The following is a 25,436-nucleotide window of genomic DNA, read 5'->3' as shown; positions in this document are numbered from 1 at the left end:
CCCTGGGTCAGTTGACGGGGGTCAGCGGTGGATCGAACGACACCGTCACCAGCAGGCGGGCCGCTCCGTCGGCTGGGGTGGGCATCGTGTCGGCGCTCGCCAACGCGAGCAGGGTGATGCGGTTGTAGGACGTGCGTGCCGGCAGGGAGTCGGTGCTGCAGCGGTAGTCCTCGTCGAGGATGCACAGGACACCGCCGACCGGGTTGTCGTCGCGCTCGGAGATGAACAGGCCGAACATCGTCGCACCTGCCTGGGCGGCAGGGCTGCCCGGCTGCAACCACTCCTCGGGCCGTCCCAGCCCTTCACCCTGGAAGGTGACCCGGAACGGATCGGTCTGGACCTCGAGGGTGGCGGTGGGACTCAGCCCTGGCGGGCGCCGCAGGGTGATACCCGCCCGGAACATGTCGCAGGGGCTGCCCATGCAGGGCTGGACGTTGGGCGCCAGCACCACCCCGGTCGCTCGTTCTGCCGTGGTGGAGGTGGTCGGCGCCGGCTGGGTCATGCCAGGCGTGCGCCCCCGGAGCACGAAGCGGTACAGGCCGCTGGTCTCGCTGCGGGCGTCCAGGCCGGGCTCGCGGATGCCGGCCACCGCGTAGAGGCTGTCGCCGACCACGACTGGGCCACCCGCCACCACACCGCGCATCTCGTGGGACCAGAGCACCTCGCCGGTGCGCAGGTCGTAGGCCCGCAGGGTGAAGTCGTTTCCACCGATGAACAGCACGCCGTTGGCCACCGCAGCCGAGCCGTAGATCGCCTGCACCCCGGCGTCCTGCCAGAGGATCTTCCCGTTGGCCGCGTCGATGGCGTGCACGAAGGGCGGCGGACCGACCGCGGTGCCCCCGGCGATGATGCCTTCGGCGTAGGCGGTGCCACCGATGAACCCGCCGGTCGAGAAGTTGGCGCCGGGCTCCTCGATGCCGGGCTCGGTGGCCTTGGCCTTCCAGACCAGCTTCCCGGTGTCACGGTCGACGGCGTAGTAGGTGCCGTCCTTGTTGCCGAGGCCCACCAGGTCGCGCCCTCTCGCCCGGAAGAGGTTGGGTGCCCCGGCGAAGTCGAGGTCGTCGTTGTTCGGCTCGTGGGGTTGGAAGGCCCAGCGCGGCTCGCCGGTGTCGAGGTCGACGGCGACGAGGGCCTCGGTGTAAGGACCCCATCCGTCGGGCGAGCGGGGGCAGTTGGCGGTCCCGACGAACACCGTCCGGCGCTCCAGGTCCACGCTGGGGGACCCCCACACGTCGGCACAGCCTTGTGGTGGCTGGCCTTGGTCAGGGTCGAAGAACCACAGTCGCTGGCCCGTCCCGGCGTCGAGCGCCAGCAGCCCCGCCTGCTGGCCGGGCCGATTGTGCACGTCGGTGCCCACCAGAACCTTGCCGTCGGCGATCGCCGGTGAGGACTCGATCTCGGTGAAGTCCTGGGGGTCGTCGGTGCCCACCGCGTGGGACCAGCGTTCCTCACCGGTGTCGGCCCGCAATGCGTGCACCGTGCGGCCGCTCCCGAACACCACCGTACGCACCCCGTCGATGTCGGCCACCGCGGCGCTCGAGACGATCTGACCGGCGTACACGTTCGGCTCCGTGGCGGCCTGGAAGGTCCAGCGGGCCTCACCGGTGGTCACGTCGACCGCGTAGAAGCGCCCCGACCAGTCACCGACGTACGCGGTGCCGTCGACGATCGCGGGGGTCGCGGTCACCACGTCATAGGTGTTGAAGAACCAGGCCAGCTCGAGGTCGGCCACCGTGGCCGTCGACAGGGCGGTCTCGCAGGGGTAGGCGAAGGTGCGGGCGAGGTTGTGCCCCCACATCGGCCAGTCACACTCACCGGCCCCGGCGACCGGGCCCGGGTCGGCAGCCGGGAACGCCGGCGGGTCGGCCCGGCACGCCGCGAGCGCGAGGCTGGCGGCGAGCAGGCCGGCGATCGCTCTCCTCGACTGCACGGTGCCCCCTCGTCCCCCCGTTCCGGGTGGCCGGTGCCGGGCCGTTCGCCGCCCGCGCCGGCCACGCTGACCCCCGAGCACAAACCTGACGCGAGCGTCATGATAGTGAACGTGGATGGTCACGGGGTGTCGCTCGAGGGGCGGCGGGTCCTGGTCGTCGGGGCGTCCTCGGGCATCGGCCGGGCGATCGCCCTCGCGGCGGCCCACGCCGGCGCCAGGGTCGCGATCGCGGCCCGCCGGCTGGACCGCCTGCGGGAGGTGGCGGACGAAGCGAGCGAGGCTGTCTGGCCCGTCCAGTGTGACGTCCGGGTGCCCGTGGCGTGTGATCTGGTTGCCCGGGCGGTGGAGCAGGAGCTCGGTGGCCTCGACACCCTCGTATACTCCACTGGTGTCAACCGCCTGGCGCTGCTGGCGGAGACCGACGTCGACACCTGGCGCGAGCTGCTGGAGACCAACCTCGTGGGCGCCGCGCTGGTGACCAGGTCCGCGCTGCCCGCGCTGGTGGCGGCCGGAGGGCGGGTGGCGTTCCTGTCGTCGGACTCGGTCGACCGCCCCTTTCCCGGGCTCGGGGCCTATGCGGCCAGCAAGGCCGGGCTCGAGACCCTCGTCGCCGCCTGGCGCACGGAGGTCAGCGAGGTGACCTTCACCCGAGTGGTGGTCGGCCCCACCCTGACCGGCATGGCCGATGGCTGGGATCCCGATCTGGCAGCGACGATGTTCGAGTGGTGGCACTCGATCGGCTACCTCGACCGTGAGCCGGTGGAGCCCGAGTGGGTGGCGGAGCGGATGGTCCACTGGATGGCCGCCGAGGACCCGCCGGAGGATCTCGACCTGCTGGCGGCGTCGATCGTCGAACGGCACGGGTCGTCGGGGTGAGCCGGGCCCGCCTCCGGTGTGCGGGTGGGGGGCGCGGGCGATGGCGTCAGGTCTCCTCGGCGGTCGCCAACGCCTCGGCGGGCATGGGATCGGGTGCGGATCGCACGGCCCCGGCCACCCCGACGATGGTGAGCGCGCCCGCCATCACCTGCACCGTGGTCACGGCCTGGCCGAGCAGCACCCAGGCCATCGCACCGGAGAGCACCGGGATGGCCAGCATCAGCACCGGGGGGAGGTTGGCGGGCACCCATCGCAGTGACCAGGTGACCGAGAAGTGCCCCAGCGCCCCGGGGAACAGGGCCACCGCGGCGCACAGGAGGAGGTCGTGCAGGCCGATCATCCCCACAGGCTCGCCGGTGACCACGACGAACGCGGAGACCGTGACGGCGGCGGCGACCGACGCGCCGAACAGGAAAGGGACCGTGTCGATGTGGTCGCGGGCTTGCTTCGACCACACGAAGTACACGGAGTAACCGAGCACGTTCAGCGTGGCCAGCGCCATCCCGAGGGCGTCGCCCTCCGGGCCCGAGGCGCCCGCCAGCGCGACCAACGCCGCGCCGGCGATGGCCACCGCGGACCACAGGCGGAACGAGGGGCCCGGTCGCTCTCCGAACATCGGCACGGCGAGCACGGCCACCACCACCGGTGCGAGGGTGTTCATGAGCGTCACGTCGACCACCGAGGTCAGGCGCAGCGCGGTCATGAACGCGAGTTAGTGGGTCCCGAACAGCGCGCCGCACACCAGGGCCCGCCGCCACCCCTCACGCGAGGGCCAGCGGTCGACGACCCGGCCGTGCACCAGGGTCGCCACCGCCAGGGTCGCGACACCGATCCACAGCCGCCAGAAGGAGAACACCGGCCCGGAGACGGACGCCGCGCCGACCATGACCGGGCCGGTGCTGAACAGCACCACGCCGATCACGACCACCGCGACGGGGCTGCGCTGGGCGAGGGCGCCCACACCGGGGCGAGGGGTCAGCTCGATCGTGGTGGCGACCTCGGACATGCTCCGCGCAGGTTACGGCTTCACCAGACCGGCATGAGCGCTTTTCCGAGCCTCGCCGGCGCGACGGTCCGGGAGAAGACGCAGCCCGAAAGCTGACTACCATGTCAGGTTTCCGGAAGGGTCGTGAGCAGGGGGTCTCGCCGCAGATGCCGATCCACTACGAGAAGGGCGCGCGCCCGGGCGCCGAGCACGTGGTGCTCATCACCATCGACCGGCCGGAAGCCCGCAATGCGCTCGACATGTACCACTTCCGAGACCTGGCCCGGGCCTGGAAGGACTTCCGCTACGACGACGACGCGTGGGTGGCGATCGTGACCGGTGTGGGCCGCAACTTCATGGCCGGCGCGGACCTCAAGACCTACATCCCGCAGATCACGGAGCTCGCCGAAGAGATCAGCAAGGGCGAGGTCACCGAGGTCGACGGGTGCAAGCTGTCCGACGGCACCCGGGCGGTCCTGCGGGACACGAAGATCTACAAGCCGATCATCGCCGCCATCAACGGGCCGTGTGTGGCCGGCGGCATGGAGATGCTGGGTGGCATCGACATCCGCATCGCCACCTCCAATGCCAGCTTCGGGGTGATGGAGCCCAAGCGGGGCCTGTTCGCCGGTGGTGGCACCACCGCCCGCCTGCCCCGCCAGATCCCCTTCCCGGCGGCGATGGAGTTCCTTCTCACCGCCGAGAGGTTCCCGGCCGAGCGGGCGTTGCAGATGGGCCTGCTGAACGAGATCGTGCCCGAGGAGGAGCTGCTCGACCGGGCGTTCGAGTGGGCGGCTCGCATCACGGCCAACGCGCCGCTCGCGGTGCAGGCCACCAAGGAGAGCGTGCTGCGCGGCCTGTCGACCACCCTGGAGGAGGCCTACGCCATCGAGCAGCAGCTCTCCCAGGAGGTGTTCCAGACCGAGGACGCCAAGGAAGGACCGAGGGCGTTCGCCGAGAAGCGCGATCCCGTCTGGAAGGGCCGGTGAGCGTCGACCCCCGCGCCCCCTGCATCATCGGGGTCGGCCAGCAGGTCTGGCGACCGGGCGGCGGCGAGGCTCCGGAGCCGCTCGCCATGTGGGAGCAGGTGTGCCGCCAGGCCGCCGACGACGCCGGCGCGGCCCGCGGCGCCCCCGCGGTGCTCGCAGCCGTCGACTCCCTCGACGTCGTGTACTGCCAGAGCTGGGCCTACGACGACCCGCCGGGTCGGCTGGCGGAGGCCCTCGCGATCGACCCCCGCCGCCGGGCCTACTCGGGCATCGGCGGCACCGTGCCCCAGCAGCTCGTCGACGCCGCGGCCGAGGCGATCATCCGGGGCGAGCTCGATGTCGCCCTCGTCACCGGTGCCGAAGCACTCGACACCAGGCGCCGTCTCCGCAAGGACGGGCGCAAGCCGGCCTGGCGCTTCAAGGACCCGGAGCGCAAACCCTTCCCGTTCGAAGCGCCGTTCCACCCGGCGGAGGTGGCACACGAGGTCTTCCAGGCCTGGCTGACCTTCGCGGTGTTCGACATCGGTCGCCGGGCCCGCCTGGGCACGAGCCCCGAGGAGCATCGCCGCCGGCTGGGTGAGCTGCTCGCGCCGTTCACCCGGGTGGCGGCCCGGAACCCCTTCGCTTGGTTCCCGGTCGAGCGCTCGGTCGAGGAGCTGATCACGCCTTCCGCCCAGAACCGCATGGTCGGCTACCCGTACACGAAGTACATGGTCTCGGTGATGGACGTCGACATGGCCGCCGCGGTCATCGTCGCCAGCCACGCCCGGGCCGACTCGCTCGGGGTGCCCGCAGAGCGCCGGGTGTACCTGCGGGGGTGGTGCTACGCCACTGACCCGCTCTACGTCGCTGAGCACCGCGACCTGTCGCGCTCGCCCGCCATGGCCGCCGCCAGCGCCGAGGCCCTCCGGGTGGCGGGCGTCGGTGTCGACGACGTGGCCCACCTCGACCTCTACAGCTGCTTCGCCAGCTCGGTGGACTTCGCCCGTGACGCCCTCGGCCTCGCGCCCGACGACCCGAGGGGGCTCACGGTCACGGGTGGGTTGCCCTTCGCCGGTGGTGCCGGCAGCGGCTACCTGGCGCACTCGATCGCGAGCATGGCCGTTGTCCTGCGCGAGGACCCGGGCTCGTTCGGCCTGGTCAGCGGGGTCGGCATGCACATGACGAAGCACGCCTTCGGCCTCTACTCCACCAGTCCCGGGCCGGTCATGCTGCCGGAAGTGGAACGGGTCCAGCGGCGGCTCGACGCCGAGGGTCCGGCCCCGATCGTGGACACCCATCGCGGTCCGGCCACGGTCGCGGCGTACAGCGTGGCGCACGGTCGGGACGGCGAACCGGGCTGGGCGCTGCTGGTCTGCGAGTTCGACGGGGGAGCGCGCTGCTACGCCCGGGCCACCGATCCTGACCTGCTGGTGGCGCTCGAGGTGGAGGAGTGGGTGGGGAGGGTGGTCGAGCTCGAGACCACCGAGGGCGACGTCAACCTCGCCCGGGCCTAGACCGACGACCGGCGCTCAGCACAGGACGCCCTCCGCCGGCTGATAAAGCGCGGTGACGGTGTCGACCTCGCGATGCCCGTCGGTGAGGTAGGTGCGGGTGCGCTCGGTGGTGACCTTGGTGCACGCCCCCGCGGGCGTGCGGGTCTGGCCGGTCTGCTCGCCTCGCACCCACGGGGTCGAGTACAGGGTCACGGTGATGGAGCTGTTCGTGTACGTCGGCCAGATCAACACGCCGTAGGGGGTGTTGTTGCGGATCTTCAGATCCGGTTTCGGGTAGCTCAGCGTGGCCTCGCGGCCGTACGGGTAGCGGGAGATGTAGATCGTGTGGGCCTGGTACTCGACCAGGTCGAGCCCGGCGAAGAACGCGGCGTTGAACATGGTGGTGGCGAACTGCGACACCCCGCCGCCGATGTCGGTGGTGAACTTGCCGGCATAGATCACGCCGGCCTCGACGAAGCCCTTGGCTCGGGTGCGCTGCCCGACGTACTCGTTGACCGAGAACGTCTCGCCGGGCTCGATGACCACGCCGCGGATGAGATCGGCGATGCGGTGGATGTTGGTGACCCGGCTCTCGCCGGCGGCGTGGTTGGTGGTGAAGGTGCCCACCACGGTCGTGATCCCCATGCGGCGCGCCCAGGCGGCGTCGTGCTCGGGCTGCTCGGTCGCCAGGTCGAGGTCCACCTCGCCACGCCCGCTCCGGAGTGCGTCGACGACCCGCTGGGGCGAGTCCGCAGCGCAGCATCCGGTGCCAGGTGTGCCCTCGGTGAACGACACGTTGCCCGTGGCATCGACGTGCCAGGTCAGCTCGACGGGGGGTGTTCCGACGGTGCCCACCGCCGCGGCGACGTCGTGGTTGATCTGCTGCTCGTCCATGCCGAGTACGAGGGTGGAGCCGTCAGGCGCCGGGACGGCTCGCATCCAGGTCAGCAGGACGGCGGGTTGGACGGAGGTCGACCTGCCACCGACCCGGACGGTCAGCGGCCGGGCGGCGAGCCGGCGCCCTTCGTCAGCCACCGCTTCCGCGGCGCGGTCGGGATACGCCGGTGCCACCTCCACCGTCGCCAGCTCGACGGTGATGGGGCCGTCCGGCGCTGCGGCCTGCTCGATGAGCGCGCGCTCCAAGCTCGCCGTGTCGAGCGACATGCCCGGGACGCCGGCCACGGCCTCGAGCGCGCCGCCGGTCATCGAGACGGTCGGTTCCACGGGTGCGACCCGGTTGGCCTCCTCGAGCGCGGCGATCGCCTCCGCGGCCTGGGAGGAGTCGACGTGGTAGACGACGGGGACCCGATGGGGTGACAGGAGCGAGCCGAGCCACTCGAACGGCTGGGAGAGCAGGTTGCCCCGGCCGGCGTCGAGCACGGCTCGGAGGGTGGCTTCCCGGTCGACGGCCAGCCCCACGGAGGCGGCGGTGGTGTCGAGTGCGCCCGCGGGTGTCTGGATGTGGACCGGTCGCTCGGTGGTGCTCTCCGCGATGCGCTCGACCTCGGCGCGCACCTCGGTCTCGGACAGGCTGCCCACCGCCGTGCCGGCCAGGGAGACGTTTCGCATCGCTTGGCCGGAGTGCATCGCCGTGTCGACCGCCCAGGTTCCGAGCAGCGCGGCGAGGACCGCGATCAGCGAGACGAGCGCGGCCAAGCCGGCGCTGCGGGGGCTCCGAGGCACTCATTCACCTTGGCATGCCGCGTGGGGCGGCGGTAGTCGCCTGGATGCGCGGATTTCCCGCTCCGCCGCCACCCCTGCCATGATCCCGGGGTTGCAGTCAGGGGCGTGGGGGAAGTGCCGATGAGCAGGTTGTGCGAGGGCCGGGTCTGCATCGTCACCGGGGCCGGGCGCGGCATCGGGCGCGAGCACGCGCTGATGCTGGCGGAGCACGGCGCCAAGCTGGTGGTGAACGACCTGGGCGGGTCGATGTCGGGCGAGGGCGCGTCGAGCGGTCCGGCCCAGGAGGTCGTGGAGGAGATCCGCGCTGCTGGTGGCGAGGCGGTGGCCAACACCGACGACGTCTCGGACTGGGACGGCGCCGCCCGGCTCGTCGCGCAGGCGATCGACGAGTTCGGCCGGCTGGACGTCCTCGTCAACAACGCAGGCATCCTCCGCGATCGGATGCTGGTCAACATGACCGAAGCCGAGTGGGACGCGGTGATCAAGGTGCATCTCAAGGGCACGGCCGCGCCGTCACACCATGCGGCGGCCTACTGGCGCGACCGTTCCAAGGCCGGCGAGGACGTCGATGCCAGGATCATCAACACCAGCTCGCCGTCAGGCATCTACGGCAACCCGGGGCAGACCAACTATGGCGCGGCGAAGGCGGGTATCGCCGCCTTCACGGTGATCGCGTCGATGGAGCTCGCCCGCTACGGCGTGACGGTCAACGCGATCGCGCCCGCGGCGCTGACCCGCATGACCGAGAACCTGGGGATGGGGCAGGCGCCGGAGGAGGTCCGACAGCAGATGGCTCCCCGGTGGATCGCCCCCATCGTCACCTGGCTGGCCTCGAGCGAGTCCCGCCAGGTCACCGGCCGGGTCTTCGACGTGTCCGGCAGGCGGCTCGGGGTCGCCGAAGGCTGGCACATCGGTCCGTCGGAGACCCCCGTCGACGATCCGACCCGGATGGGACCCTTGGTCGCCGACCTGTTGGCTCGCGCCCGACCCAACGCGGACATGGCCGGCAACGACCGCACCGACTGATCCAGACAGCACGACGCAGCGTCACGGAGGCCCGAATGCCGATCAACCCCGATGCCGTCGGCTCCACCAGTGAGCCCCACGAGCACTCCTGGACCGAGAAGGACGTCATGCTCTATGCCCTCGGCGTGGGGGCGGGCACCGGTGAGCTGCAGTTCACCACCGAGAACACCATGGACACCCCGTTGCGGGTGCTGCCCACCATGGCCGTGGTGCTCGGGGTGGGCGGTTTCGGTGCCGTGGGCAAGATCGGCACGTTCAACCCGGCGATGCTCGTGCACGGCGAGCAGGCCATCGAGCTCTACGGTGAGATCCCCACGTCGGGCACGGTGAGCACGGTCGGGGAGATCACCGGCATCTGGGACAAGGGCAAGGGTGCGGTGATCGTCACCGAATCGGTCTCGACCGACGTGTCCACGGGCAAGCCGCTGTTCAAGAACACGATGTCGGCGTTCATCCGCGGCGAGGGCGGCTGGGGCGGCGATCGAGGCCCGTCCGGGCCGCGCAATGAGCCACCGGAGCGGGCCCCCGATCACGAGGTCACCTACCACACGCGCGACGACCAGGCGCTGATCTACCGCCTGTCCGGCGATCGCAACCCGCTGCACTCGGATCCCGCCTTCGCCAAGCTCGGCGGCTTCGACCGCCCGATCCTCCACGGCTTGTGCACCTACGGGTTCACCGGTCGAGCGCTGCTCCACACCCTCTGCGGATCGGACCCGGCCCGCTTTCGCTCGATGGAGGGCCGGTTCTCCTCCCCCGTGTACCCCGGTGAAGCCCTCACGGTGCGCATGTGGGTGGAGGGCTCGTCGGCCACCTTCCAGACCTGTGGCGAGGACGGCCGGGTGGTGATCGACAGCGGCCGGGTGACGTTCTCGTGAGCCTGCGCGCCGGCTATCGAGGCCGCCTCCGCCTCACGAAGATCTCGGGGATGGTCTCGGCGTAGGTCCAGTCAGGGCGTTTGCAGGGCTGTTGGGGATCCCACACCGCCCGGCCGTCGCGGATCTCCACGAGCTGGGTGATGGGGGCGATGGGGTCGGTGTGCACGCCGGTCAGCGCCAGCGCCGCGTCTGCCGGGAAGGCGCTGAGCAGGCTCGACACCACCACCTGCTCCTGGCGTCCGAGGTAGCAGCGGTTCGCGTCGGTGACGGTCCGCAGGCGGGCGGCGATCGTGTCGAGGTCCTCCGGTGAGCCACCCTCGAGGATCAGCTGCTCGAGCCGTGCCGTGACCTCACCGGTGCCGAACTTGCAGGCGGGGCACTGGCCGCAGGACTCGATGTACAGGAATCGGGATACGGCGTGGGCCACCCGGACCATGTCCCGCCGGTCGTCGAAGACCATGAACCCGGCGGCCCCGAGGCCGCTGCCGATGGCGTCGAATGCTTCGTAGCTGAGCGGGGTCGAGAGCTGGTCGGCGGTGAGCACGGGGTTCGCCACGCCCGACAGCACGCCCTTGATCGACCGGCCTACGGGCATCCCCCCGCCGATGTGCTCGATCGCCTCGATCAGCGGGGTGCCCATCGGGATCTCGGCGAAGCCGGCGCGGTTCGTGTCCCCGCAGACCGTGCAGATGATCGTCCCCGGCGAGCCGTCGGTGCCGAGCTCACGGAACCACTCCGCACCGTAGGCGACGATCGCGGCGGCGTGCGCGAGGGTCTCGACGTTGTTGACCAGCGTCGGGTTCGACGCCGGACCGCTGGCATCCGAGCCGGCCGTGGGGGCGGACCATCCGAACTGCGGCTGCTCGGCGAAGAGCCCGTAGAGGTACGGGGGGAAGAGGCGGGGGAGCGGGTCCTCGCCCTCGATCACCTCGAGCAGCCCCTTCTCCTCCCCGAACAGGTACTCGTCTGGGCCCTTCACGACGTAGATGCGCAACCCGTCGAGCCAGCCGGCGGCCGACATCTCCTCCAGGGCGCGCTCGACGGCGGCGATCTGTGGGGCGAACGAGGCCTTCATCGCCACGTAGGCCTCCTGCGCCCCGATGACCCGGGCCGCCACCGCCAGGCCCTCGATCACCTGGTAGGGGTTGCGATGCAGCAGCGGCCGGTCCTTGTAGGTGCCAGGCTCGCCTTCGGCTCCGTTCGCCACCGCGTACCGCTCGCCGGCCTCCGCGCCGCCTAGCAGCACCGAGCGCCACTTGGTCGCGGTGGGGAAGCCCGCACCACCCCGCCCGCGCAGCCCGCTGCGCTCGAGCTCGTCGAGCACCGCGTCGCGGCCGACGTCGGCCAGCCGGCCGATGGCTGCGCCGCCGCCCCGGCGCTCGTACCCACTGAGTGAGGTGATCGGTTCCGGTGGCAGGACTCGGTCGGCGAGCACCGCGCCACCGTACCCGTGACCCACCGCGGTCATCTGCCTCGGATGGTCAGAACAGGCGCAGCTCGTCGCGCTCGAGGCCTCTGAGCTCGTCGTAGTCGACCTCGACGCAGACGATGCCGCGGGCGGTCGCGAGCACCTTCGCCTGCTGCTTGATGGACTGGGCCACGAAGACACCCCGGACCGGGCGCAGGAGGGGGTCACGATCCAGGCGCTCCAGGTAACGAGCGAGTTGCTCGACGCCGTCGATCTCGCCCCGCCGCTTCACCTCGATGGCCACCGCGTTGCCCGCCGCGTCCCGGCACAGCAGGTCGACGGGCCCGATGTCGGTGGGGTATTCCCGTCGGACCAGCCGCAGCCCGTCGAGCACCACCTCCGGGTTCGCGGCCAGCAGCTCCTGCAGGTGTGCTTCCACGCCGTCCTTCTGCAGCCCGGGGTCGACGCCCAGCTCGTGCGTGCTGTCGCTGAGCACCTCATCGAGGATGATGGTGAGCGTCTCGCCCTTGGGATTGGTCACCACCCACCGCCCCGGCTCCTCGATCAAGCGGTTGGGGGCGTTCATCCAGTTGAGCGGCTTGTAGGCGCCGCCGTCGGCGTGGATGGCCACACACCCGTCCGCCTTCACCATGATCAGTCGGGTGGCGAGTGGGAGGTGTGCGGAGAGCCGGCCCACGTAGTCGACCGAGCAGCGGGCGATCACGATGCGCATCGGGGAGCGAGCGTACGTGCTGGCGGCTCAGTCGATCGCCCGCTCCCGGAAGCGACTGCGGATGACCTCCCGCCGTTTCTGGAGGTCTCGGTAGGTCAGGGACTCGGTGGTGGGATCGACCCCGAAGCTGCCCTTCACCCCGGACAAGTCGAGCTCGTAGGTACGGGGGTCGATGCCGATGTCGGCCGCGATGCGTTCGCCGTGGGTCTGTGCGAAGTAGGCGGAGATGTGTGCGATCTCGGCGAAGAGGTCCAGGTCCGGGGCGAGCGAGGCGATGGCTCCGTCGAGGAACACCATGTTCTTCACGAACAGCATGAGCTCCTTGGGCAACCGGGCGCCGTAGGCCAGGAGGCTCTTCACCGCTCGCTGGATCTCGTGCACCATCTCGTCCGCGGTCATCGTCGTCGGGTCGACAGGAGGGCGGTCCAGGCCGAGGTCACGGATCACCGCGTCGAGATCGGTGTCCGCCGGCAACGCCCCCAGGTCGCGCAGGGCGGCCATCTGCCCTCGGATGTCGTTCATGCTGGCCGCGACCTGCAGCCGCAGGAACGCCAGGCGCCGAGGCTCGTCCATCCGGCCGGTGATCCCGAAGTCGAGCAGCGCCACCCGCCCGTCGGCCATCACGACCAGGTTGCCGCCGTGCAGGTCGCCGTGGAAGATCCCGTGGATCATGGCGCCCTCCATGAAGCCGATCATCCCGGTGCGGATCACCGCCTCGGTGTCCACGCCTGCCTCCTTCATGCGCTCGACGTCGTAGAAGGCGAACCCGTCGAGCCGCTCCATGACCAGCACCCGCGGTGTGACCAGCTCGGGATGGGGGCGGGGGATCACGTAGCCCCGCTGGTCGAGCTCCGCGAAGCAACGGGCGATGTCGAGCATGTTCTCGGCTTCCAGCCGGAAGTCCAGCTCCTCGGTGATGGTCTCGGCGAACAGCTCCACGAGCGCCGGCGGGTTGGCCAGGGCGGCCACCGGGATGCGCCCGACCAGGAACGGGGCCAACCAGGCCATGACCCGCAGGTCGTCGTGCACCAGCCGGTCGATGCCCGGCCGCTGCACCTTCACGACCACGTCTTCGCCGGTGCGCAGGCGCGCCCGGTGGACCTGGGCGATCGACGCCGCGGCGACCGGCTCGGGATCGAAGCGCTCGAAGACCGCCTCCAACGTCGACCCCAGGTCGCTCTCGACCACGGCCCGCACGTCGCCGAAGGACTCCGGTGGCACCCGGTCCCGCAGCTTCTGGAACTCGCTCACCAGCTCCTCGGGGAACAGACCCTCCCCCGAGGAGATGATCTGGCCGAGCTTGATGTAGGTCGGCCCGAGTCGCTCCGCGGCGATCCGCAACCGCCGGGAGAGGTCGCGCTTCGACGCGGAGCCGCCGGCTCGCCTGCCGGAGACGTACCAGCCGACGAGGGCGCCGCCGATGTGGCGGGCCACTCGCGTCAGTCTCCGGACCGGCGGCAGCCTCCGGGGCCGGACCAGCTCGGGAAGCTCCCGGCGCTTCACCCACCGCACCGCTGGCACCGCGCGGCGCCATCGCATCTCCGCGGGGTCGACGATCCACGGCGGGTGGTCGCTGAACGAGCCCACCTCGAGGTCCGCAGGCGGGCCGTCGGTGGTGGCGCGGGTGTCGGTGTCGGTGGTGGCGGCGTCGTGGGCCATGGTGCCCGGGAGTGTAGGAGCGGACGGTCGTCGTGACCCTCGCTAGCGTGGCCTGATGCTCGAGAACTACCGGGTGGTCGAGTTGGGGGTCTGGGTGGCCGGGCCGTCCGCGGGCGGGATCCTCGCCGACTGGGGAGCCGACGTGATCAAGGTCGAGCCGCCCGAGGGTGATCCGATGCGGCGGGTGTTCCAGCTCATCGCCGGTCACGGCCGGACCGAGTCCCCACCGTTCGATCTCGACAACCGGGGCAAGCGCAGCGTGGTGCTCGATCTCAAGGACGAGGCCGACCGTGAGCGGCTGCACGCGCTGGTGAGGACGGCCGACGTGTTCCTCACCAACCTGCGGGCCGGCGCGCTGGAGCGCTTGGGCTTCGGCCCCGATGCGCTGTTGGCCGAGAACCCCCATCTGGTCTATGCCCTGGTGACTGGCTACGGCCTCGAGGGGCCCGATGCGACCCGGCCGGGCTACGACGTCGGGGGCTTCTGGGCTCGCACGGGCATCGCCGCCACCCTGGCGGCGGGCGACACCCCGCCGCCGAACATCCGCGGCGGGTTCGGTGACCACGTGACGGGGCTGGCGACCCTGTCGGGAATCCTCGGCGCGCTCCTCGAGCGGGAGCGCACGGGCAAGGGGCAGGTGGTGGAGACCTCGTTGCTCCGTACGGGCGTGTACTGCCTGGGGTGGGATCTGGGGATCCAGCTGCGGTTCGGCAAGCTGGCGGGGCCGGTGGCGAGGACCGAGGAGATGAACCCGCTGGTGAACTGCTACCGGGCCGGTGACGGCCGCTGGTTCTGGTTGCTCGGGGTGGAGAGCCAGCGGCACTTCCCCAACCTGTGTCGCAGCATCGGTCGCGAGGATCTGATCGACGACGAGCGCTTCGCCGACGGCCGGGCGCGCCGCCACCATGCCGTCGAGCTGATCGCCATCCTCGACGAGGCCTTCGCCGCGTCGTCTCGCGACGAGATCGCCGCCGCCTTCGACGCGCACGGCGTGTGGTGGGCGCCGGTGCTGACCCCCGACGAGGTGGTCGAGGACCCGCAGGCCATCGCCGCCGGTGCTTTCGTCGATGTCCCCGAGGGCGGGGGCGCACCTGCCCACCGGGCGGTGGCCTCACCGGTGACCTTCCACGGTGGGGGCGTGCCACCGGTCGGGCCGGTGCCCGGCCTCGGCGAGCACACGGCGCAGGTCATCGGCTCGATAGGTGGTAGTGAGGGCGTCGAGGGCTAGAACTCGGGTGGTCGCTTCTCCCGGAGGGCTTGCACCCCTTCGCGGAACCTCTCCTCGGTCATCATCTCCTCCAGCAGCCGCCGGGCTTCCTCGACGGCCGAGCCGACGTCGCGGTGCTGGTCGACCCACACTTGCCTGCGGGTCTCGGCCAGGGAGCGGGGTGAGATGTGGTGCGCGAGCTCGTGCGCGTACTCGTAGGTTCTCGGTAGCAGCTCGGCTCCGGGCCAAACCCGGTTCACCAGCCCCATCTCCAGCGCTTCTTCGGCCAGCACGACGCGGCTCGACAGCAGCAGGTCGAGAGCCCGGCCGGCGCCGATGAGGCGGGGTAGCACCCAGGACAAGCCGTACTCGGCCGGCAGGTGGAGCCGCCCGTGGGAGGTGGTGAGCTTCACGCCTGCCGCCGCGAAGCGCAGGTCACAGAAGCACGCGAGCACCAGCCCGACGCCGGCGGCCGGGCCGTTGAGGGCCGCGATCACCGGTTTGGTCAACCCGAAGTGGAACGCGAAGTCCCGGTCGAAGGTCGGGTGGACCCCGAATCCCGGGGTGGCCAGCTCGGAGGTCGTGCCGGGGTCGTAGCCGCCCTTGGCGACGTGGCCGTCGAGGGCGGCGGCATCCGCACCGGCGCAGAAGCCCCGCCCTTCACCGGTGACGACCACCACCCGCACCCCGGTGTCCGCTTCGGCCCGGGCGAGCAGCCACCGGTACTCGGTGTGCATCCGGCCGGTCCACGCGTTGAGGCGGTGGGGCCTGGCCAGGGTGATGGTGGCGATCCGGTCCTCCACCTGGTAGCGGGTGGCCTTCAGCTCCATCGGTCGTTCCCGGCCACTGAGCGGCCGTCAGCCGTGGAAGTCGGCGAGCGCGGCGAGCACCGGCTCGGCCAGCTCGGGGCGGCAGATGAGCAGGTCGGGGAGGTACGGATCTTCGTTGTTGTACATCAGCGGTGAGCCGTCGATGCGGGAGCAGTGGCACCCCGCGGCGGCGGCCACCGCCACCGGGGCGCAGGAGTCCCACTCGTACTGCCCGCCGGAGTGCACGTAGACGTCGACCTCTCCCCGGACCACGGCCATTGCCTTCGCCCCGGCCGATCCCATCTCGACCAGCGTGGCGTCGAGGCGATCGGCGAGGAAGGTCGCGGCCTTCGGGGGCCGGGTGCGGCTCACCACCAGCCGTACGGGCCCGTCGGAGGGGGGCGCGAGCGTGGCGGGCGGGTCGGTCCCGAGCACCACGTCCAGGGCCGGCAGCGCCACGGCGCCCGCCACCGGTGCGCCGTCGATGGTGAGGGCCACGTGAACCGCCCAGTCGGTGCGGGGCGGCTCGCCGAACTCGCGGGTGCCGTCGAGGGGGTCGATGATCCACACTCGGGAGGCGTGGATCCGCGCCGGATCGTCCTTGGACTCCTCCGACAGCACCGCGTCGGCGGGCACCGCTGCGGCCAGCCCGGCGAGCAGCAGCTCGTTCGACTGGTGGTCACCGGCCTTGCGCAGCACGGCGGGGTCGCCACCGGGATCGTGGGACCGTCGCAGCTCGAGCAGGAGCGCGGCGGCCCGACCGGCCAGCTCGGCGGCCAGCGCGTGATCGGCAGGGGTCGGCCCTGCGGGAGTCGGTGCCACCAAATGTTTACCTATCTGGTCGGGATTTCACGGGACTGCCCCCGTACCCTACGCTGGAGCGCCTCATGGATTACGAACTGAGCCACCTCCGCATGCTCGAAGCGGAGTCGATCCACATCATGCGGGAGGTCGCCGCGGAGTTCGAGCGTCCCGTGCTGCTCTTCTCGGGCGGCAAGGACTCCGTCGTCATGCTGCACGTGGCCCTCAAGGCGTTCTGGCCGTGCAAGCTCCCCTTCCCGGTGATGCACGTCGACACCGGTCACAACTTCCCGGAGGTCATCGACTACCGCGACCGCACCGTGGAGCGGTTCGGTGTCCGGTTGGTGGTGGCGAGCGTCGAGGAGTCGATCCGCCAGGGCCGGGTGGTCGACGAGACGGGCCCTCGGGCCAGCCGGAACCGGTTGCAGACCACCACCTTGCTCGACGCCATCGAGGAGCATCGCTTCGACGCGGTCTTCGGCGGTGGTCGGCGGGACGAGGAGAAGGCGCGGGCGAAGGAACGGGTGTACTCCTTCCGCGACGAGTTCGGGCAGTGGGACCCGAAGAACCAACGACCGGAGCTGTGGGCGCTCTACAACGGCCGCCACAAGCCCGGTGAGCACATCCGGGTGTTCCCGCTCTCGAACTGGACCGAGCTCGACATCTGGCAGTACATCGCCGAGGAGAGCATCGAGCTGCCGTCGATCTACTACGCGCACCGGCGGCAGGTCTTCCGCCGCGACGGCATGCTGCTCGCGGTGAGCCCGTTCGTCACCCTGATGGACGGCGAGGAGCCGTTCGAGGCGCTGGTGCGGTACCGCACCGTTGGTGACGCGAGCTGCACCGGCGCGGTGGAATCGAGCGCGGCCGACGTACACGCGGTGATCGCCGAGGTGGCCTCCACCCGCATCACCGAGCGTGGGGCCACGAGAGCGGACGACAAGACCAGCGAAGCGGCCATGGAAGATCGCAAGAAGGAGGGCTACTTCTGATGGCCGAGCTGCTCCGCTTCGCCACCGCCGGCTCCGTCGATGACGGCAAGAGCACGTTGATCGGTCGGCTGCTCTACGACTCCAAGGCCATCTTCGAGGACCAGCTCGAAGCGGTGGAGCGTACGAGCCGCGACCGCGGCGACGAGTACACCAACCTGGCGCTGCTCACCGACGGCTTGCGAGCCGAGCGGGAGCAGGGCATCACCATCGACGTCGCGTACCGCTACTTCGCCACGCCCAAGCGGAAGTTCATCATTGCCGACACCCCGGGGCACATCCAGTACACCCGCAACATGGTGACCGGATGCTCCACGGCGGATCTCACCCTGGTGCTGATCGACGCCCGCAACGGCATCGTCGAGCAGTCGCGGCGCCACGCGTTCCTGGCATCGCTGCTGCGGGTGCCGCACCTCGTGGTGTGCGTGAACAAGATGGACCTGGTCGATTACGACCAAGGGGTGTTCGAGCAGATCAAGGACGAGTTCAAAGCCTTCGCCACCAAGCTCGACATCACGGACCTCACGTTCATCCCGATCTCCGCGCTGCAGGGCGACAACGTGGTGCACCGCTCGGCGAACATGCCCTGGTACGAAGGCACCTCCCTACTACACCATCTCGAGGACGTGTTCATCGCGTCCGACCGCAACCTCATCGATGCCCGGTTCCCGGTGCAGTACGTCCTGCGCCCGATGAGTGATCAGTTCCACGACTACCGGGGCTACGCCGGCACCGTCGCCGGCGGGGTGCTGAAGGTGGGCGACGAGGTGCTCGTGCTCCCGTCCGGGTTCACCAGCCGGATCCACTCCATCGACACCCACGACGGGCCCCTGGAGGAGGCCTTCGCACCGATGTCGGTCTCGGTGACCCTCACCGACGACATCGACATCTCGCGGGGCGACATGCTCTGCAGGCCTCACAACCAACCCACGGTCGGCCAGGACATCGACGCGATGATCTGCTGGATGGCCGACCAGAGCCAGCTCACCCCGGGGGCGAAGTACGCCATCAAACACACCACCCGCTCGGCGCGCGCCCTGGTGAAGGACCTGCACTACCGGCTCGACGTCAACACCCTGCATCGTGATCATGACGCCCGAGTCCTGGCCCTCAACGAGATCGGGCGGGTGAGCCTGCGCACCACGGTGCCCCTGTTCTTCGACGACTACCGGCGTAACCGCACCACCGGCAGCTTCATCCTCATCGACGAAGCCACGAACAACACCGTGGGCGCCGGCATGATCCTCGGTCCCACCCAGTGAGCGGACCCGACGCCCGCACGAGCCCCAACGTCGTCTGGCACGAGAGCGCCATCCCCCGGGCGGAGCGCTGGGCAGCCGCTGGCCTGGCGGGCATCACCGTGTGGTTCACCGGCCTGTCCGGCTCGGGCAAGTCCACGATCGCGGTCGAGGTCGAGCGGCTGGTGCTCCAGCGAGGTCGGCCCGCGTACCTCCTCGACGGCGACAACCTCCGTCACGGCCTGAACGGCGACCTCGGCTTCTCGGCCGCCGATCGTGACGAGAACGTGCGCCGGGCCTCCGAGGTGGCGCGCTTGTTCGCCGATGCCGGGGTGGTAGCGCTGGTGCCCCTCATCAGTCCCTACCGCGCCGGTCGGGACCGTGCTCGTGCCATCCACGACGCAGCCGGGTTGCCGTTCATCGAGGTGTTCGTCAACACCCCGATCGAGGAGTGCGAGCGCCGGGACCCGAAGGGCCTCTACGTCAAGGCTCGGGCGGGCGAGATCACGGGCTTCACCGGTATCGACGACCCGTACGAGCCGCCGCGGTCACCCGAGCTCGAGCTCACGCCCGCCGACGGCAGCGCCGCCGCGCAGGCAGAACGTGTCGTCGCGCTGCTTGCGGCGCGAGGCGTGCTGCCTTAGCACGGTTCGCGACCGGCCTTGCCGATCGAGGTTGGTCACGCCGCGGCGAGTGGTGTGCCGTACGGTTCGTCGGCCTCGTGGTAGCAGCGTTCGTGGTAGTGCTCGACTCGATCCCATCGGCCCTTGACGTAGACGTTGCAGATCACCTGCAGCTGCCTGGTCTTGGCCTGGAACTTCACCAGCTCCCCGCAGTAGGCGCACTCCGCGAAGCTGCCTGCTTCGATCACACGCAGGACGGCTCGACTCTTGAACCGCCTGCTGGTCACGGTCGCCGTCGTTGCCATGCCATTCCATCGGCGGAGGGGTCGTACGAGCTGAGCGTGAAGGGCCGAACGGCCCAGTGCGCGATCAGCGCGAGCTGCCGCGCCCGAGCTCGACGGCTCGTTGCACGAGCTGGCGCAGTTCGGTCTCGTCGGCTCCCGCCGCGGCGAGCCGTTCGATGCGGGCCTCGACGTCGGCCGCGATCCGCTCGTCGACGGTGTCCGGCGGTCGATCATGCGGCGCCGCTCGTGAGCTGAAGGACCCGGGCGGCGCCACCGACGTCACCAGGATCAACCCCAGCGCGGCGGCCGCCGTGATCAGACCGAAGGTGATGGCCACCCCGTTGTTGTCGGCCACCGAGCCCACGATCATGCCCGCGATCCCCGTGACGAACACGACGATCACCAGGCGGCGGATGAGGCGGGGGGACATCGGTGCGTCAGCTGCGGACGAGGGGCTTGTACTTGATGCGGTGTGGCTGGTCGGCCTCCGCCCCGAGCTGCTTGCGGCGCCAAGCCTCGTACTCGCTGAAGTTGCCTTCGAACCAGCGGACCTGCGAGTCGCCCTCGAACGCCAGGATGTGCGTGGCCACCCGGTCGAGGAACCAACGGTCGTGGCTGATCACCACCGCGCACCCCGCGAACGCCTCGAGACCTTCCTCGAGCGCTCGCAGCGTGTCGACGTCGAGATCGTTGGTGGGCTCGTCGAGCAGCAGCACGTTGCCACCGGCCTTGAGGACCTTGGCCAGGTGCACACGGTTGCGTTCTCCCCCCGAGAGCACCCCGACCTTCTTCTGCTGGTCAGAGCCCTTGAAGTTGAACGACGCCACGTACGCCCGACCGTTCATCTCGCGGTTGCCCAGCCGGACGATGTCGGCGCCGTCGGTGATCTCCTCGTAGACGGTGCGGTCGGGATCGAGCACATCGCGCGACTGGTCGACGTAGGCCAGCTCCACGGTCGGTCCCACCCGCAGCTCACCGCCGTCGGGCTGCTCGGCGCCGGTGATCATGCGGAACAGCGTTGTCTTCCCCGCGCCGTTCGGACCGATCACCCCGACGATGCCTGCCCTGGGGAGCGAGAAGCTGAGGTCCTCGATGAGCAGACGGTCGCCGTAAGCCTTGCGGAGGTGGTCGGCCTCGATCACCACGTCGCCCAGCCGGTTGCCGGAGGGAATGAAGATCTCGAGGGTGTCCGGGCCCCGATCGGCGGTCTGCGAGTCGGCGAGGAGTTGCTCGTAGGCATTGAGCCGTGCTCGACCCTTCGCCTGCCTAGCCTTGGGGGCCATCCGCACCCATTCGAGCTCGCGCTCGAGGGTGCGGATCCGCTTGGAGTCGGCCTTCTCCTCGCGCCGGAGCCGTTCTTCCTTCTGCTCCAGCCACGAGCTGTAGTTGCCCTGGAAGGGGATGCCCCGGCCGCGGTCGAGCTCGAGGATCCAGCCCGCGACGTTGTCGAGGAAGTAGCGGTCGTGGGTGATGGCCACCACCGTGCCGTGGTAGTCGCGCAGGAACCGCTCCAACCAGGCGACCGACTCGGCGTCGAGATGGTTGGTGGGCTCATCGAGCAGGAGCAGGTCCGGGCGCGACAGCAGCAGGCGGCAGAGTGCGACTCGGCGACGTTCCCCGCCCGACAGCGTCGTGACGTCCGCGTCCGGAGGCGGGAGGCGGAGCGCGTCCATGGCGATGTCGATGGTGCGTTTCAGGTCCCACGCGCCAGCCGCCTCGATCTTGCGCTCCAGCTCGGCCTGCTCCTCACCGAGCTGCTCGAAGTCCGCATCGGGATCGCTCCAGCGGGCGAGGACCTGGTCGTAGCGTTCGAGGAGGGTGGCCGTCTCACCGAGCCCGTCCATCACGTTGCCGAGAACGTCCTTGCCCGGGTCGAGGTGCGGCTCCTGCTCGAGCAGGCCGACGGTGAAGCCGGGCGTCAGGCGGGCTTCACCCGTGAAGCCGTCGTCATGACCGGCCATGATCCGCAGGAGTGACGACTTGCCTGAGCCGTTGGGGCCGATCACCCCGATCTTGGCCCCCGGGTAGAACGACAGGCTGATGTCCTTCAGGACCTCGCGGTCGGGCGGGTAGAAGCGGCTCACCTTGTGCATGGTGAAGATGAACTGCGCGTTCATGCGGCCGAGGTTACCGATCCCCTCGTGAGCGACGGAAAGACGGGGCGAGAACGGGAGCAGCCCCGCCGTCGACCGGCGGGGCTGCGTCGTCGAGGGGTCCGACAGGAACGAAGCAGGGCTAGCGGCGGCGGGCCGGAGCCTTCTTCGTCGTGCGCTTCGCGGTGGCCTTCTTGGCCGGAGCCTTCTTCGTGGCCTTCTTGGCGGTCGCCTTCTTGGCCGTGCGCTTGGCGGTCGCCTTCTTCGTGGTCCGCTTCGCGGTGGCCTTCTTGGCCGGAGCCTTCTTCGTGGCCTTCTTGGCGGTGCGCTTGGCGGTGGCCTTCTTCGTGGTCCGCTTCGCGGTGGTCTTCCGCGCCGCCGCCTTCTTCTTGGCCGGCGCGCTCTTCGCTGCCTTGCGCGCGGGAGCCTTCTTCGCGGCCCGCTTCGCGGTGGTCCTCTTGGCTGCTCGCTTGCTCGCAGCTTTCTTTGCTGGTGTCACCTGCGCCTCCTCGGCGTGTTGGTCTGCTGTGAAAGTTGTAGCAAGGAACGATGCGCTTGTGTTGGTTTTCGTCGCGTCCTCTTCGATCTCACGTGCCGTCGCGCGAGTGATCGATGCCTCATCGGTCACCGCACTCGTCTCTTTGTGACGACGTTCCGCCGCGCGATCGCGCGTCGCGACGAGTGCGAGGTCGACACCTCGCAACGCCGCATCGATGGTGTGCACGGCAAAGGTGCGGGTCTCGCCGATCTGGAGCACGTCGCGGGCCGATCGTGGTGGCGGGTCACCCATGAGACGGAGCGGCACGTAGCAGGTGACGCCCTCGACCTCCACGTACGCGCCGTGGGAGGAGAACTGTGTGACCGTCGCGTCGAGCACCGACCCGACCGGATGCCTTCCGACGAACTCGATGAACGGCAATGCGGGGTTGATCGCCTCCGACGGCTTCGACCGCTTCTTGCGGCTGCGTTTGGCGGCCTTCTCCTCGTCCTTCTTCGCGGCCTTCGGCTTCTCGGCCCCCTTGGAGGGCTTTGCGCCCCGCCCGTCCTTCTTCGCCTCCTTCTCCTCCTTCTCCGGGGCCTTCCCCTTGGCCTTGCCCGCCTTGTCCTTGGCTTCCTTCACGGCTCGCCTGCTGGCGGGCCCACGGACGGGGGTTCGCAGCAGGAAGACCCAGCCGACACCGGGGATCGGTTTGCCGCCGACCAGCCGGCCCTCGTCGAAGAGCCATTCGTGCTGGCCGTGGAACTCCTGGAAGGAGTCGTTGGAGAGGATGGTGGCATCCGCCTTGTCGGCGATCTGGAGGATGAACGCGTCACCCCGTCCGATCGCCCCGGCGGGAGCGGTGATGAGCTCCCCCGACGACACGGCGTCGTCGAACTCGGCGCGCTCGGATGGGTCGATGCGGTGCCCGAAGGTCGCGTCGACCACCACGGTGACGATGTCGGAGGGATGCTCGGCCATGAAGGCCCGCACCGCCTCGTCCAGCTGACGGAGGCTGGGGGTCGAACGGCCTTCGGTCGCGATGTTGGAGCCGTCGACCACCACGTGCGGTCGGATCATCGATTCGTGTGTTCCCGGGTCGTGGGCCTGCCCGCGGGCAGGCGTGATGAGGTGGACTGGGTGGCCCCGATCGCGAACCGACGCGCTTCGCGCCCGGTGGGCCGAGCGGTCCGGATCGCCAGTGGCGGCCGTGTCGAGCCGGCGGGCATCGACCAACGCAGCCTACGCTGCTCCAGGTGGAAGGTACGAATGCGCGCGCCGAAGGCGAGGTCGTCGAGCTCCTCCAGCAGCTCATTCGCAACGCCTGTGTCAACGACGGCAGGGTCGACTCCGGCCACGAGGAGCGCAGCGTCAGCACCTTGACCGACTACCTGGAAGGCTCCGGTCTGCAGCTGGAACGCTTCGAGTCCGCGCCGGGCCGACAGAGCCTGGTGGCCCGCATCGAAGGCATGAGGCGCGACGCACCGACGTTGCTCCTCATGGGGCACACCGACGTGGTGCCGGTTCACGAGGAAGGTTGGCGGGAGGACCCCTTCGGCGGCGAGCTGATCGACGGTGAGGTGTGGGGGCGTGGTGCGGTGGACATGCTCAACCTCACCGCGTCGATGGCGGTGGCCCTGAAGCAGCTGGTGCGGGAGGGCTTCCGTCCCGACGGGACGCTCGTGTTCCTGGCGGTCGCCGACGAGGAAGCGCACGGCACCTACGGCGCGGGCCATCTCGTGGCACACGACTACGACGCCGTGCGGGCCGACTACGTCATCACCGAGTCCGGTGGCATCCCGATCCCCAGCCCGGCGGGGTTGAAACTGCCGGTCATCGTGGGGGAGAAGGGGCTGTACTGGTGCCGGCTACGGATCAGCGGGACCCCGGGCCACGGCTCGCAGCCTTACCGCACCGACAACGCGTTGGTGAAGGCCGCGCAGGTCGTGCAGCGCCTGCACGACTTCCGGCCGGAGACGCGGATCCACGACGTGTGGCGCCGGTTCATCGAGAGCATGGGCTATCCGGAGGAGATCACCGAGCCGTTGCTCTCGGCAGACGGCTTCGAGTCCCTGTGCGAGTCGCTGCCGGTGGGCATGGCTCGGCAGTTCCACGCCTGCACGCACCTGACCATCGCTCCCACCGTCGTGCAGGGTGGCGACAAGATCAACACCATCCCCCACACGGTGGAGCTCGACGTGGATGTGCGCACCCTTCCCGGTCAGACGATCGAGGAGGCTCGTGCCGCCCTGGTCGAGGCGCTGGGCGAGCTCGCGTCCTCGGTGGAGATCATCACCCTCCAAGCCATCGAGTCGACGTCCTCGCCGATCGACACCCCGTTGTGGGACTCGCTCTCACGGGTGACCCAGCAGTGGTATCCGGGCAGCCAGACCGTTCCGTACCTCACGGTCGGGTCCACCGATGCGAAGTACTTCCGGGGCAAGGGCGTGACGAGCTACGGGTTCGGACTGTTCAGCCGGAAGATGACCTTCGAGGACTACGGCGCGATGTTCCACGGGGACAACGAGCGGGTCGATGTGGAGTCGTTGTCGTTGTCGACCGCGCTCTGGGCCCAGGTGGCCCGGGACCTGCTCGGCTGATCGACCGTGATCCGCGCCGTGCTCTTCGACTTCGGCGGGGTGATCCTCTCGTCGCCGTTCGACGCCTTCGCCCGATACGAGGCAGAGCGCGGACTTCCGGAGGGCTTCATCCGGCGGGTGAACGCGACCAACCCCGACACCAATGCCTGGGCGCAGCTCGAGCGCCGCAAGATCACCCTCGACGAGTTCTGCGAGCGGTTCGAGGCTGAGGCAGCGGATGCCGGGCACCGCCTGGACGCTCGGGAGGTCCTGGCCCTGCTCGGCGGCGAGCTGCGTCCCGAGATGGTCGAGGCGGTCCGCCGGTGTTCGGAACGCCTGCTCACCGGGCTGCTCACCAACAACTTCGTCACCGTCGACGGTCACGTCGACCGCGAGGGCGAGATGGGCGCAGTGCTCGCCTTGTTCGACGTGGTGATCGAGTCGAGCAAGGTGGGCGTTCGCAAGCCGGATCCCCGGTTCTACGAGCTGGCGTGCCGTGAGCTCGGCATCGAGCCGGGCGAGGCGGTGTTCCTCGACGACCTCGGTGTGAACCTGAAGCCCGCCCGCGAGATGGGTATGTCCACGATCAAGGTGGTCGATCCGCACCAGGCCCTCGCGCAGCTCGAGGCCGTGGTGGGCTTCCCCCTCCGCTGACCACCGCCGACCGTCGCCCACCACCGCCCCCCTCGCGAA

At 70.1% G+C, this 25,436-nt stretch carries 24 protein-coding genes; 11 read left to right on the top strand and 13 right to left on the bottom strand.

What is annotated here, in order from left to right; all coding sequences use genetic code 11:
• Window positions 1-7: 7 nt before the first annotated feature.
• Window positions 8-1,930 carry an outer membrane protein assembly factor BamB family protein gene (locus HZF19_RS03165; RefSeq protein ID WP_208027297.1) on the bottom strand — a complete coding sequence of 641 codons (1,923 nt, stop codon included), beginning with the start codon at window positions 1,928-1,930 and terminating at the stop codon, window positions 8-10.
• A gap of 105 nt (window positions 1,931-2,035) precedes the next feature.
• On the opposite strand from HZF19_RS03165, the gene HZF19_RS03160 reads away from it, so the two are divergent.
• Window positions 2,036-2,806 carry an SDR family oxidoreductase gene (locus tag HZF19_RS03160; RefSeq protein WP_208027296.1) on the top strand — a complete coding sequence of 257 codons (771 nt, stop codon included), beginning with the start codon at window positions 2,036-2,038 and terminating at the stop codon, window positions 2,804-2,806.
• A gap of 46 nt (window positions 2,807-2,852) precedes the next feature.
• On the opposite strand, the gene HZF19_RS03155 is transcribed toward HZF19_RS03160, so the two are convergent.
• Both HZF19_RS03155 and HZF19_RS03150 read right to left on the bottom strand, forming a co-directional pair.
• Window positions 2,853-3,509: a DMT family transporter gene (locus HZF19_RS03155; protein ID WP_208027295.1), complete on the bottom strand. Its 657-nt coding sequence runs from the start codon at window positions 3,507-3,509 to the stop codon at window positions 2,853-2,855.
• A 9-nt stretch (window positions 3,510-3,518) separates the two neighbouring features.
• Window positions 3,519-3,812: a hypothetical protein gene (locus HZF19_RS03150; RefSeq protein WP_208027294.1), complete on the bottom strand. Its 294-nt coding sequence runs from the start codon at window positions 3,810-3,812 to the stop codon at window positions 3,519-3,521.
• 101 nt (window positions 3,813-3,913) lie between these two features.
• On the opposite strand from HZF19_RS03150, the gene HZF19_RS03145 reads away from it, so the two are divergent.
• Both HZF19_RS03145 and HZF19_RS03140 read left to right on the top strand, forming a co-directional pair.
• Window positions 3,914-4,780 carry an enoyl-CoA hydratase/isomerase family protein gene (locus HZF19_RS03145; protein WP_208027293.1) on the top strand — a complete coding sequence of 289 codons (867 nt, stop codon included), beginning with the start codon at window positions 3,914-3,916 and terminating at the stop codon, window positions 4,778-4,780.
• Entirely contained in the window at window positions 4,777-6,276 is a 1,500-nt protein-coding gene (locus HZF19_RS03140) for an acetyl-CoA acetyltransferase (RefSeq protein WP_208027292.1), read from the top strand. The genes HZF19_RS03145 and HZF19_RS03140 overlap by 4 nt, the downstream gene beginning before the upstream one ends.
• Window positions 6,277-6,291: 15 nt before the next feature.
• On the opposite strand, the gene HZF19_RS03135 is transcribed toward HZF19_RS03140, so the two are convergent.
• A complete protein-coding gene (locus tag HZF19_RS03135; RefSeq protein ID WP_208027291.1) occupies window positions 6,292-7,938 on the bottom strand; it encodes a VanW family protein in 1,647 nt (548 codons plus the stop codon).
• A gap of 120 nt (window positions 7,939-8,058) precedes the next feature.
• Between HZF19_RS03135 and HZF19_RS03130 the strand changes: the two genes are divergently transcribed.
• Complete coding sequence (locus HZF19_RS03130; RefSeq protein WP_208027290.1) at window positions 8,059-8,964, top strand: SDR family oxidoreductase; 906 nt, start codon at window positions 8,059-8,061, stop codon at window positions 8,962-8,964.
• Window positions 8,965-8,999: 35 nt separating this feature from the next.
• Window positions 9,000-9,842 carry a MaoC/PaaZ C-terminal domain-containing protein gene (locus tag HZF19_RS03125; protein WP_208027289.1) on the top strand — a complete coding sequence of 281 codons (843 nt, stop codon included), beginning with the start codon at window positions 9,000-9,002 and terminating at the stop codon, window positions 9,840-9,842.
• Between the two features lie 13 nt (window positions 9,843-9,855).
• Here HZF19_RS03125 and HZF19_RS03120 read toward each other — a convergent pair whose 3' ends face one another.
• Genes HZF19_RS03120 through HZF19_RS03110 form a run of 3 tightly spaced genes read right to left on the bottom strand, consistent with a single transcriptional unit; the run spans window position 9,856 to window position 13,642 of the window.
• On the bottom strand, window positions 9,856-11,310 hold the full coding sequence (locus tag HZF19_RS03120; RefSeq protein ID WP_208027288.1) for an NADH-ubiquinone oxidoreductase-F iron-sulfur binding region domain-containing protein: 1,455 nt from the start codon (window positions 11,308-11,310) through the stop codon (window positions 9,856-9,858).
• 13 nt (window positions 11,311-11,323) lie between these two features.
• Window positions 11,324-11,983, bottom strand: coding sequence for an endonuclease NucS (gene nucS, locus HZF19_RS03115; RefSeq protein ID WP_208027287.1), 660 nt, complete (start codon window positions 11,981-11,983; stop codon window positions 11,324-11,326).
• 27 nt (window positions 11,984-12,010) lie between these two features.
• Window positions 12,011-13,642 (bottom strand): ABC1 kinase family protein, encoded by a 1,632-nt coding sequence (locus tag HZF19_RS03110; protein WP_208027286.1) that lies wholly within the window; start codon window positions 13,640-13,642, stop codon window positions 12,011-12,013.
• Between the two features lie 55 nt (window positions 13,643-13,697).
• Here HZF19_RS03110 and HZF19_RS03105 point away from each other — a divergent pair, with 55 nt between their 5' ends.
• Window positions 13,698-14,870 (top strand): CaiB/BaiF CoA transferase family protein, encoded by a 1,173-nt coding sequence (locus HZF19_RS03105; protein WP_208027285.1) that lies wholly within the window; start codon window positions 13,698-13,700, stop codon window positions 14,868-14,870.
• Here the strand turns inward: HZF19_RS03105 and HZF19_RS03100 are convergent.
• Window positions 14,867-15,679: an enoyl-CoA hydratase-related protein gene (locus HZF19_RS03100; RefSeq protein ID WP_208027284.1), complete on the bottom strand. Its 813-nt coding sequence runs from the start codon at window positions 15,677-15,679 to the stop codon at window positions 14,867-14,869. The two genes, HZF19_RS03105 and HZF19_RS03100, sit on opposite strands and share 4 nt — an antisense overlap.
• 27 nt (window positions 15,680-15,706) lie before the next feature.
• Window positions 15,707-16,480 (bottom strand): 3'(2'),5'-bisphosphate nucleotidase CysQ, encoded by a 774-nt coding sequence (locus HZF19_RS03095; protein WP_307781125.1) that lies wholly within the window; start codon window positions 16,478-16,480, stop codon window positions 15,707-15,709.
• 65 nt (window positions 16,481-16,545) lie between these two features.
• On the opposite strand from HZF19_RS03095, the gene cysD reads away from it, so the two are divergent.
• The 3 genes from cysD to cysC are packed head-to-tail and all read left to right on the top strand — an operon-like array spanning window position 16,546 to window position 19,330.
• Entirely contained in the window at window positions 16,546-17,451 is a 906-nt protein-coding gene (gene cysD, locus HZF19_RS03090) for a sulfate adenylyltransferase subunit CysD (protein ID WP_208027282.1), read from the top strand.
• Window positions 17,451-18,710 (top strand): sulfate adenylyltransferase subunit CysN, encoded by a 1,260-nt coding sequence (gene cysN, locus HZF19_RS03085; RefSeq protein WP_208027281.1) that lies wholly within the window; start codon window positions 17,451-17,453, stop codon window positions 18,708-18,710. The genes cysD and cysN overlap by 1 nt, the downstream gene beginning before the upstream one ends.
• Window positions 18,707-19,330 (top strand): adenylyl-sulfate kinase, encoded by a 624-nt coding sequence (gene cysC, locus HZF19_RS03080; RefSeq protein WP_208027280.1) that lies wholly within the window; start codon window positions 18,707-18,709, stop codon window positions 19,328-19,330. Before cysN ends, cysC begins: the two co-directional genes overlap by 4 nt.
• Before the next feature lie 35 nt (window positions 19,331-19,365).
• Here cysC and HZF19_RS03075 read toward each other — a convergent pair whose 3' ends face one another.
• The 4 genes from HZF19_RS03075 to HZF19_RS03060 all read right to left on the bottom strand — a co-directional run bounded on the left by HZF19_RS03075 (window position 19,366) and on the right by HZF19_RS03060 (window position 23,244).
• A complete protein-coding gene (locus HZF19_RS03075) occupies window positions 19,366-19,596 on the bottom strand; it encodes a hypothetical protein (RefSeq protein WP_208027279.1) in 231 nt (76 codons plus the stop codon).
• 82 nt (window positions 19,597-19,678) lie between these two features.
• Window positions 19,679-20,023, bottom strand: coding sequence for a hypothetical protein (locus HZF19_RS03070; protein ID WP_208027278.1), 345 nt, complete (start codon window positions 20,021-20,023; stop codon window positions 19,679-19,681).
• Window positions 20,024-20,030: 7 nt separating this feature from the next.
• Complete coding sequence (gene ettA, locus HZF19_RS03065; protein WP_208027277.1) at window positions 20,031-21,710, bottom strand: energy-dependent translational throttle protein EttA; 1,680 nt, start codon at window positions 21,708-21,710, stop codon at window positions 20,031-20,033.
• Between the two features lie 118 nt (window positions 21,711-21,828).
• Window positions 21,829-23,244: an NYN domain-containing protein gene (locus HZF19_RS03060; protein ID WP_208027276.1), complete on the bottom strand. Its 1,416-nt coding sequence runs from the start codon at window positions 23,242-23,244 to the stop codon at window positions 21,829-21,831.
• A 176-nt stretch (window positions 23,245-23,420) separates the two neighbouring features.
• On the opposite strand from HZF19_RS03060, the gene HZF19_RS03055 reads away from it, so the two are divergent.
• Both HZF19_RS03055 and HZF19_RS03050 read left to right on the top strand, forming a co-directional pair.
• A complete protein-coding gene (locus HZF19_RS03055) occupies window positions 23,421-24,764 on the top strand; it encodes a M20/M25/M40 family metallo-hydrolase (RefSeq protein WP_208027275.1) in 1,344 nt (447 codons plus the stop codon).
• A 6-nt stretch (window positions 24,765-24,770) separates the two neighbouring features.
• Complete coding sequence (locus HZF19_RS03050; protein ID WP_208027274.1) at window positions 24,771-25,397, top strand: HAD-IA family hydrolase; 627 nt, start codon at window positions 24,771-24,773, stop codon at window positions 25,395-25,397.
• The last annotated feature ends 39 nt before the right edge of the window (window positions 25,398-25,436 follow it).

Source organism: Rhabdothermincola sediminis, assembly GCF_014805525.1.
Taxonomy (GTDB): Bacteria; Actinomycetota; Acidimicrobiia; order Acidimicrobiales; family Acidimicrobilacustridaceae; genus Rhabdothermincola; species Rhabdothermincola sediminis.
The sequence above is the reverse complement of the archived record's forward strand: the minus strand, read 5'-3'. Positions and strand labels throughout refer to the sequence as shown.

What these genes read in the sequence shown, in the direction of transcription:
- HZF19_RS03155 (WP_208027295.1), bottom strand. Translation starts at nt 3,509, where the DNA reads ATGACCGCGCTGCGCCTGACCTCGGTGGTCGACGTGACGCTCATGAAC.
- HZF19_RS03150 (WP_208027294.1), bottom strand. Translation starts at nt 3,812, where the DNA reads ATGTCCGAGGTCGCCACCACGATCGAGCTGACCCCTCGCCCCGGTGTG.
- HZF19_RS03145 (WP_208027293.1), top strand. Translation starts at nt 3,914, where the DNA reads ATGTCAGGTTTCCGGAAGGGTCGTGAGCAGGGGGTCTCGCCGCAGATG.
- HZF19_RS03130 (WP_208027290.1), top strand. Translation starts at nt 8,059, where the DNA reads ATGAGCAGGTTGTGCGAGGGCCGGGTCTGCATCGTCACCGGGGCCGGG.
- HZF19_RS03125 (WP_208027289.1), top strand. Translation starts at nt 9,000, where the DNA reads ATGCCGATCAACCCCGATGCCGTCGGCTCCACCAGTGAGCCCCACGAG.
- HZF19_RS03120 (WP_208027288.1), bottom strand. Translation starts at nt 11,310, where the DNA reads ATGACCGCGGTGGGTCACGGGTACGGTGGCGCGGTGCTCGCCGACCGA.
- nucS (WP_208027287.1), bottom strand. Translation starts at nt 11,983, where the DNA reads ATGCGCATCGTGATCGCCCGCTGCTCGGTCGACTACGTGGGCCGGCTC.
- HZF19_RS03110 (WP_208027286.1), bottom strand. Translation starts at nt 13,642, where the DNA reads ATGGCCCACGACGCCGCCACCACCGACACCGACACCCGCGCCACCACC.
- HZF19_RS03105 (WP_208027285.1), top strand. Translation starts at nt 13,698, where the DNA reads ATGCTCGAGAACTACCGGGTGGTCGAGTTGGGGGTCTGGGTGGCCGGG.
- HZF19_RS03100 (WP_208027284.1), bottom strand. Translation starts at nt 15,679, where the DNA reads ATGGAGCTGAAGGCCACCCGCTACCAGGTGGAGGACCGGATCGCCACC.
- cysD (WP_208027282.1), top strand. Translation starts at nt 16,546, where the DNA reads ATGGATTACGAACTGAGCCACCTCCGCATGCTCGAAGCGGAGTCGATC.
- cysN (WP_208027281.1), top strand. Translation starts at nt 17,451, where the DNA reads ATGGCCGAGCTGCTCCGCTTCGCCACCGCCGGCTCCGTCGATGACGGC.
- HZF19_RS03070 (WP_208027278.1), bottom strand. Translation starts at nt 20,023, where the DNA reads ATGTCCCCCCGCCTCATCCGCCGCCTGGTGATCGTCGTGTTCGTCACG.
- ettA (WP_208027277.1), bottom strand. Translation starts at nt 21,710, where the DNA reads ATGAACGCGCAGTTCATCTTCACCATGCACAAGGTGAGCCGCTTCTAC.
- HZF19_RS03060 (WP_208027276.1), bottom strand. Translation starts at nt 23,244, where the DNA reads ATGATCCGACCGCACGTGGTGGTCGACGGCTCCAACATCGCGACCGAA.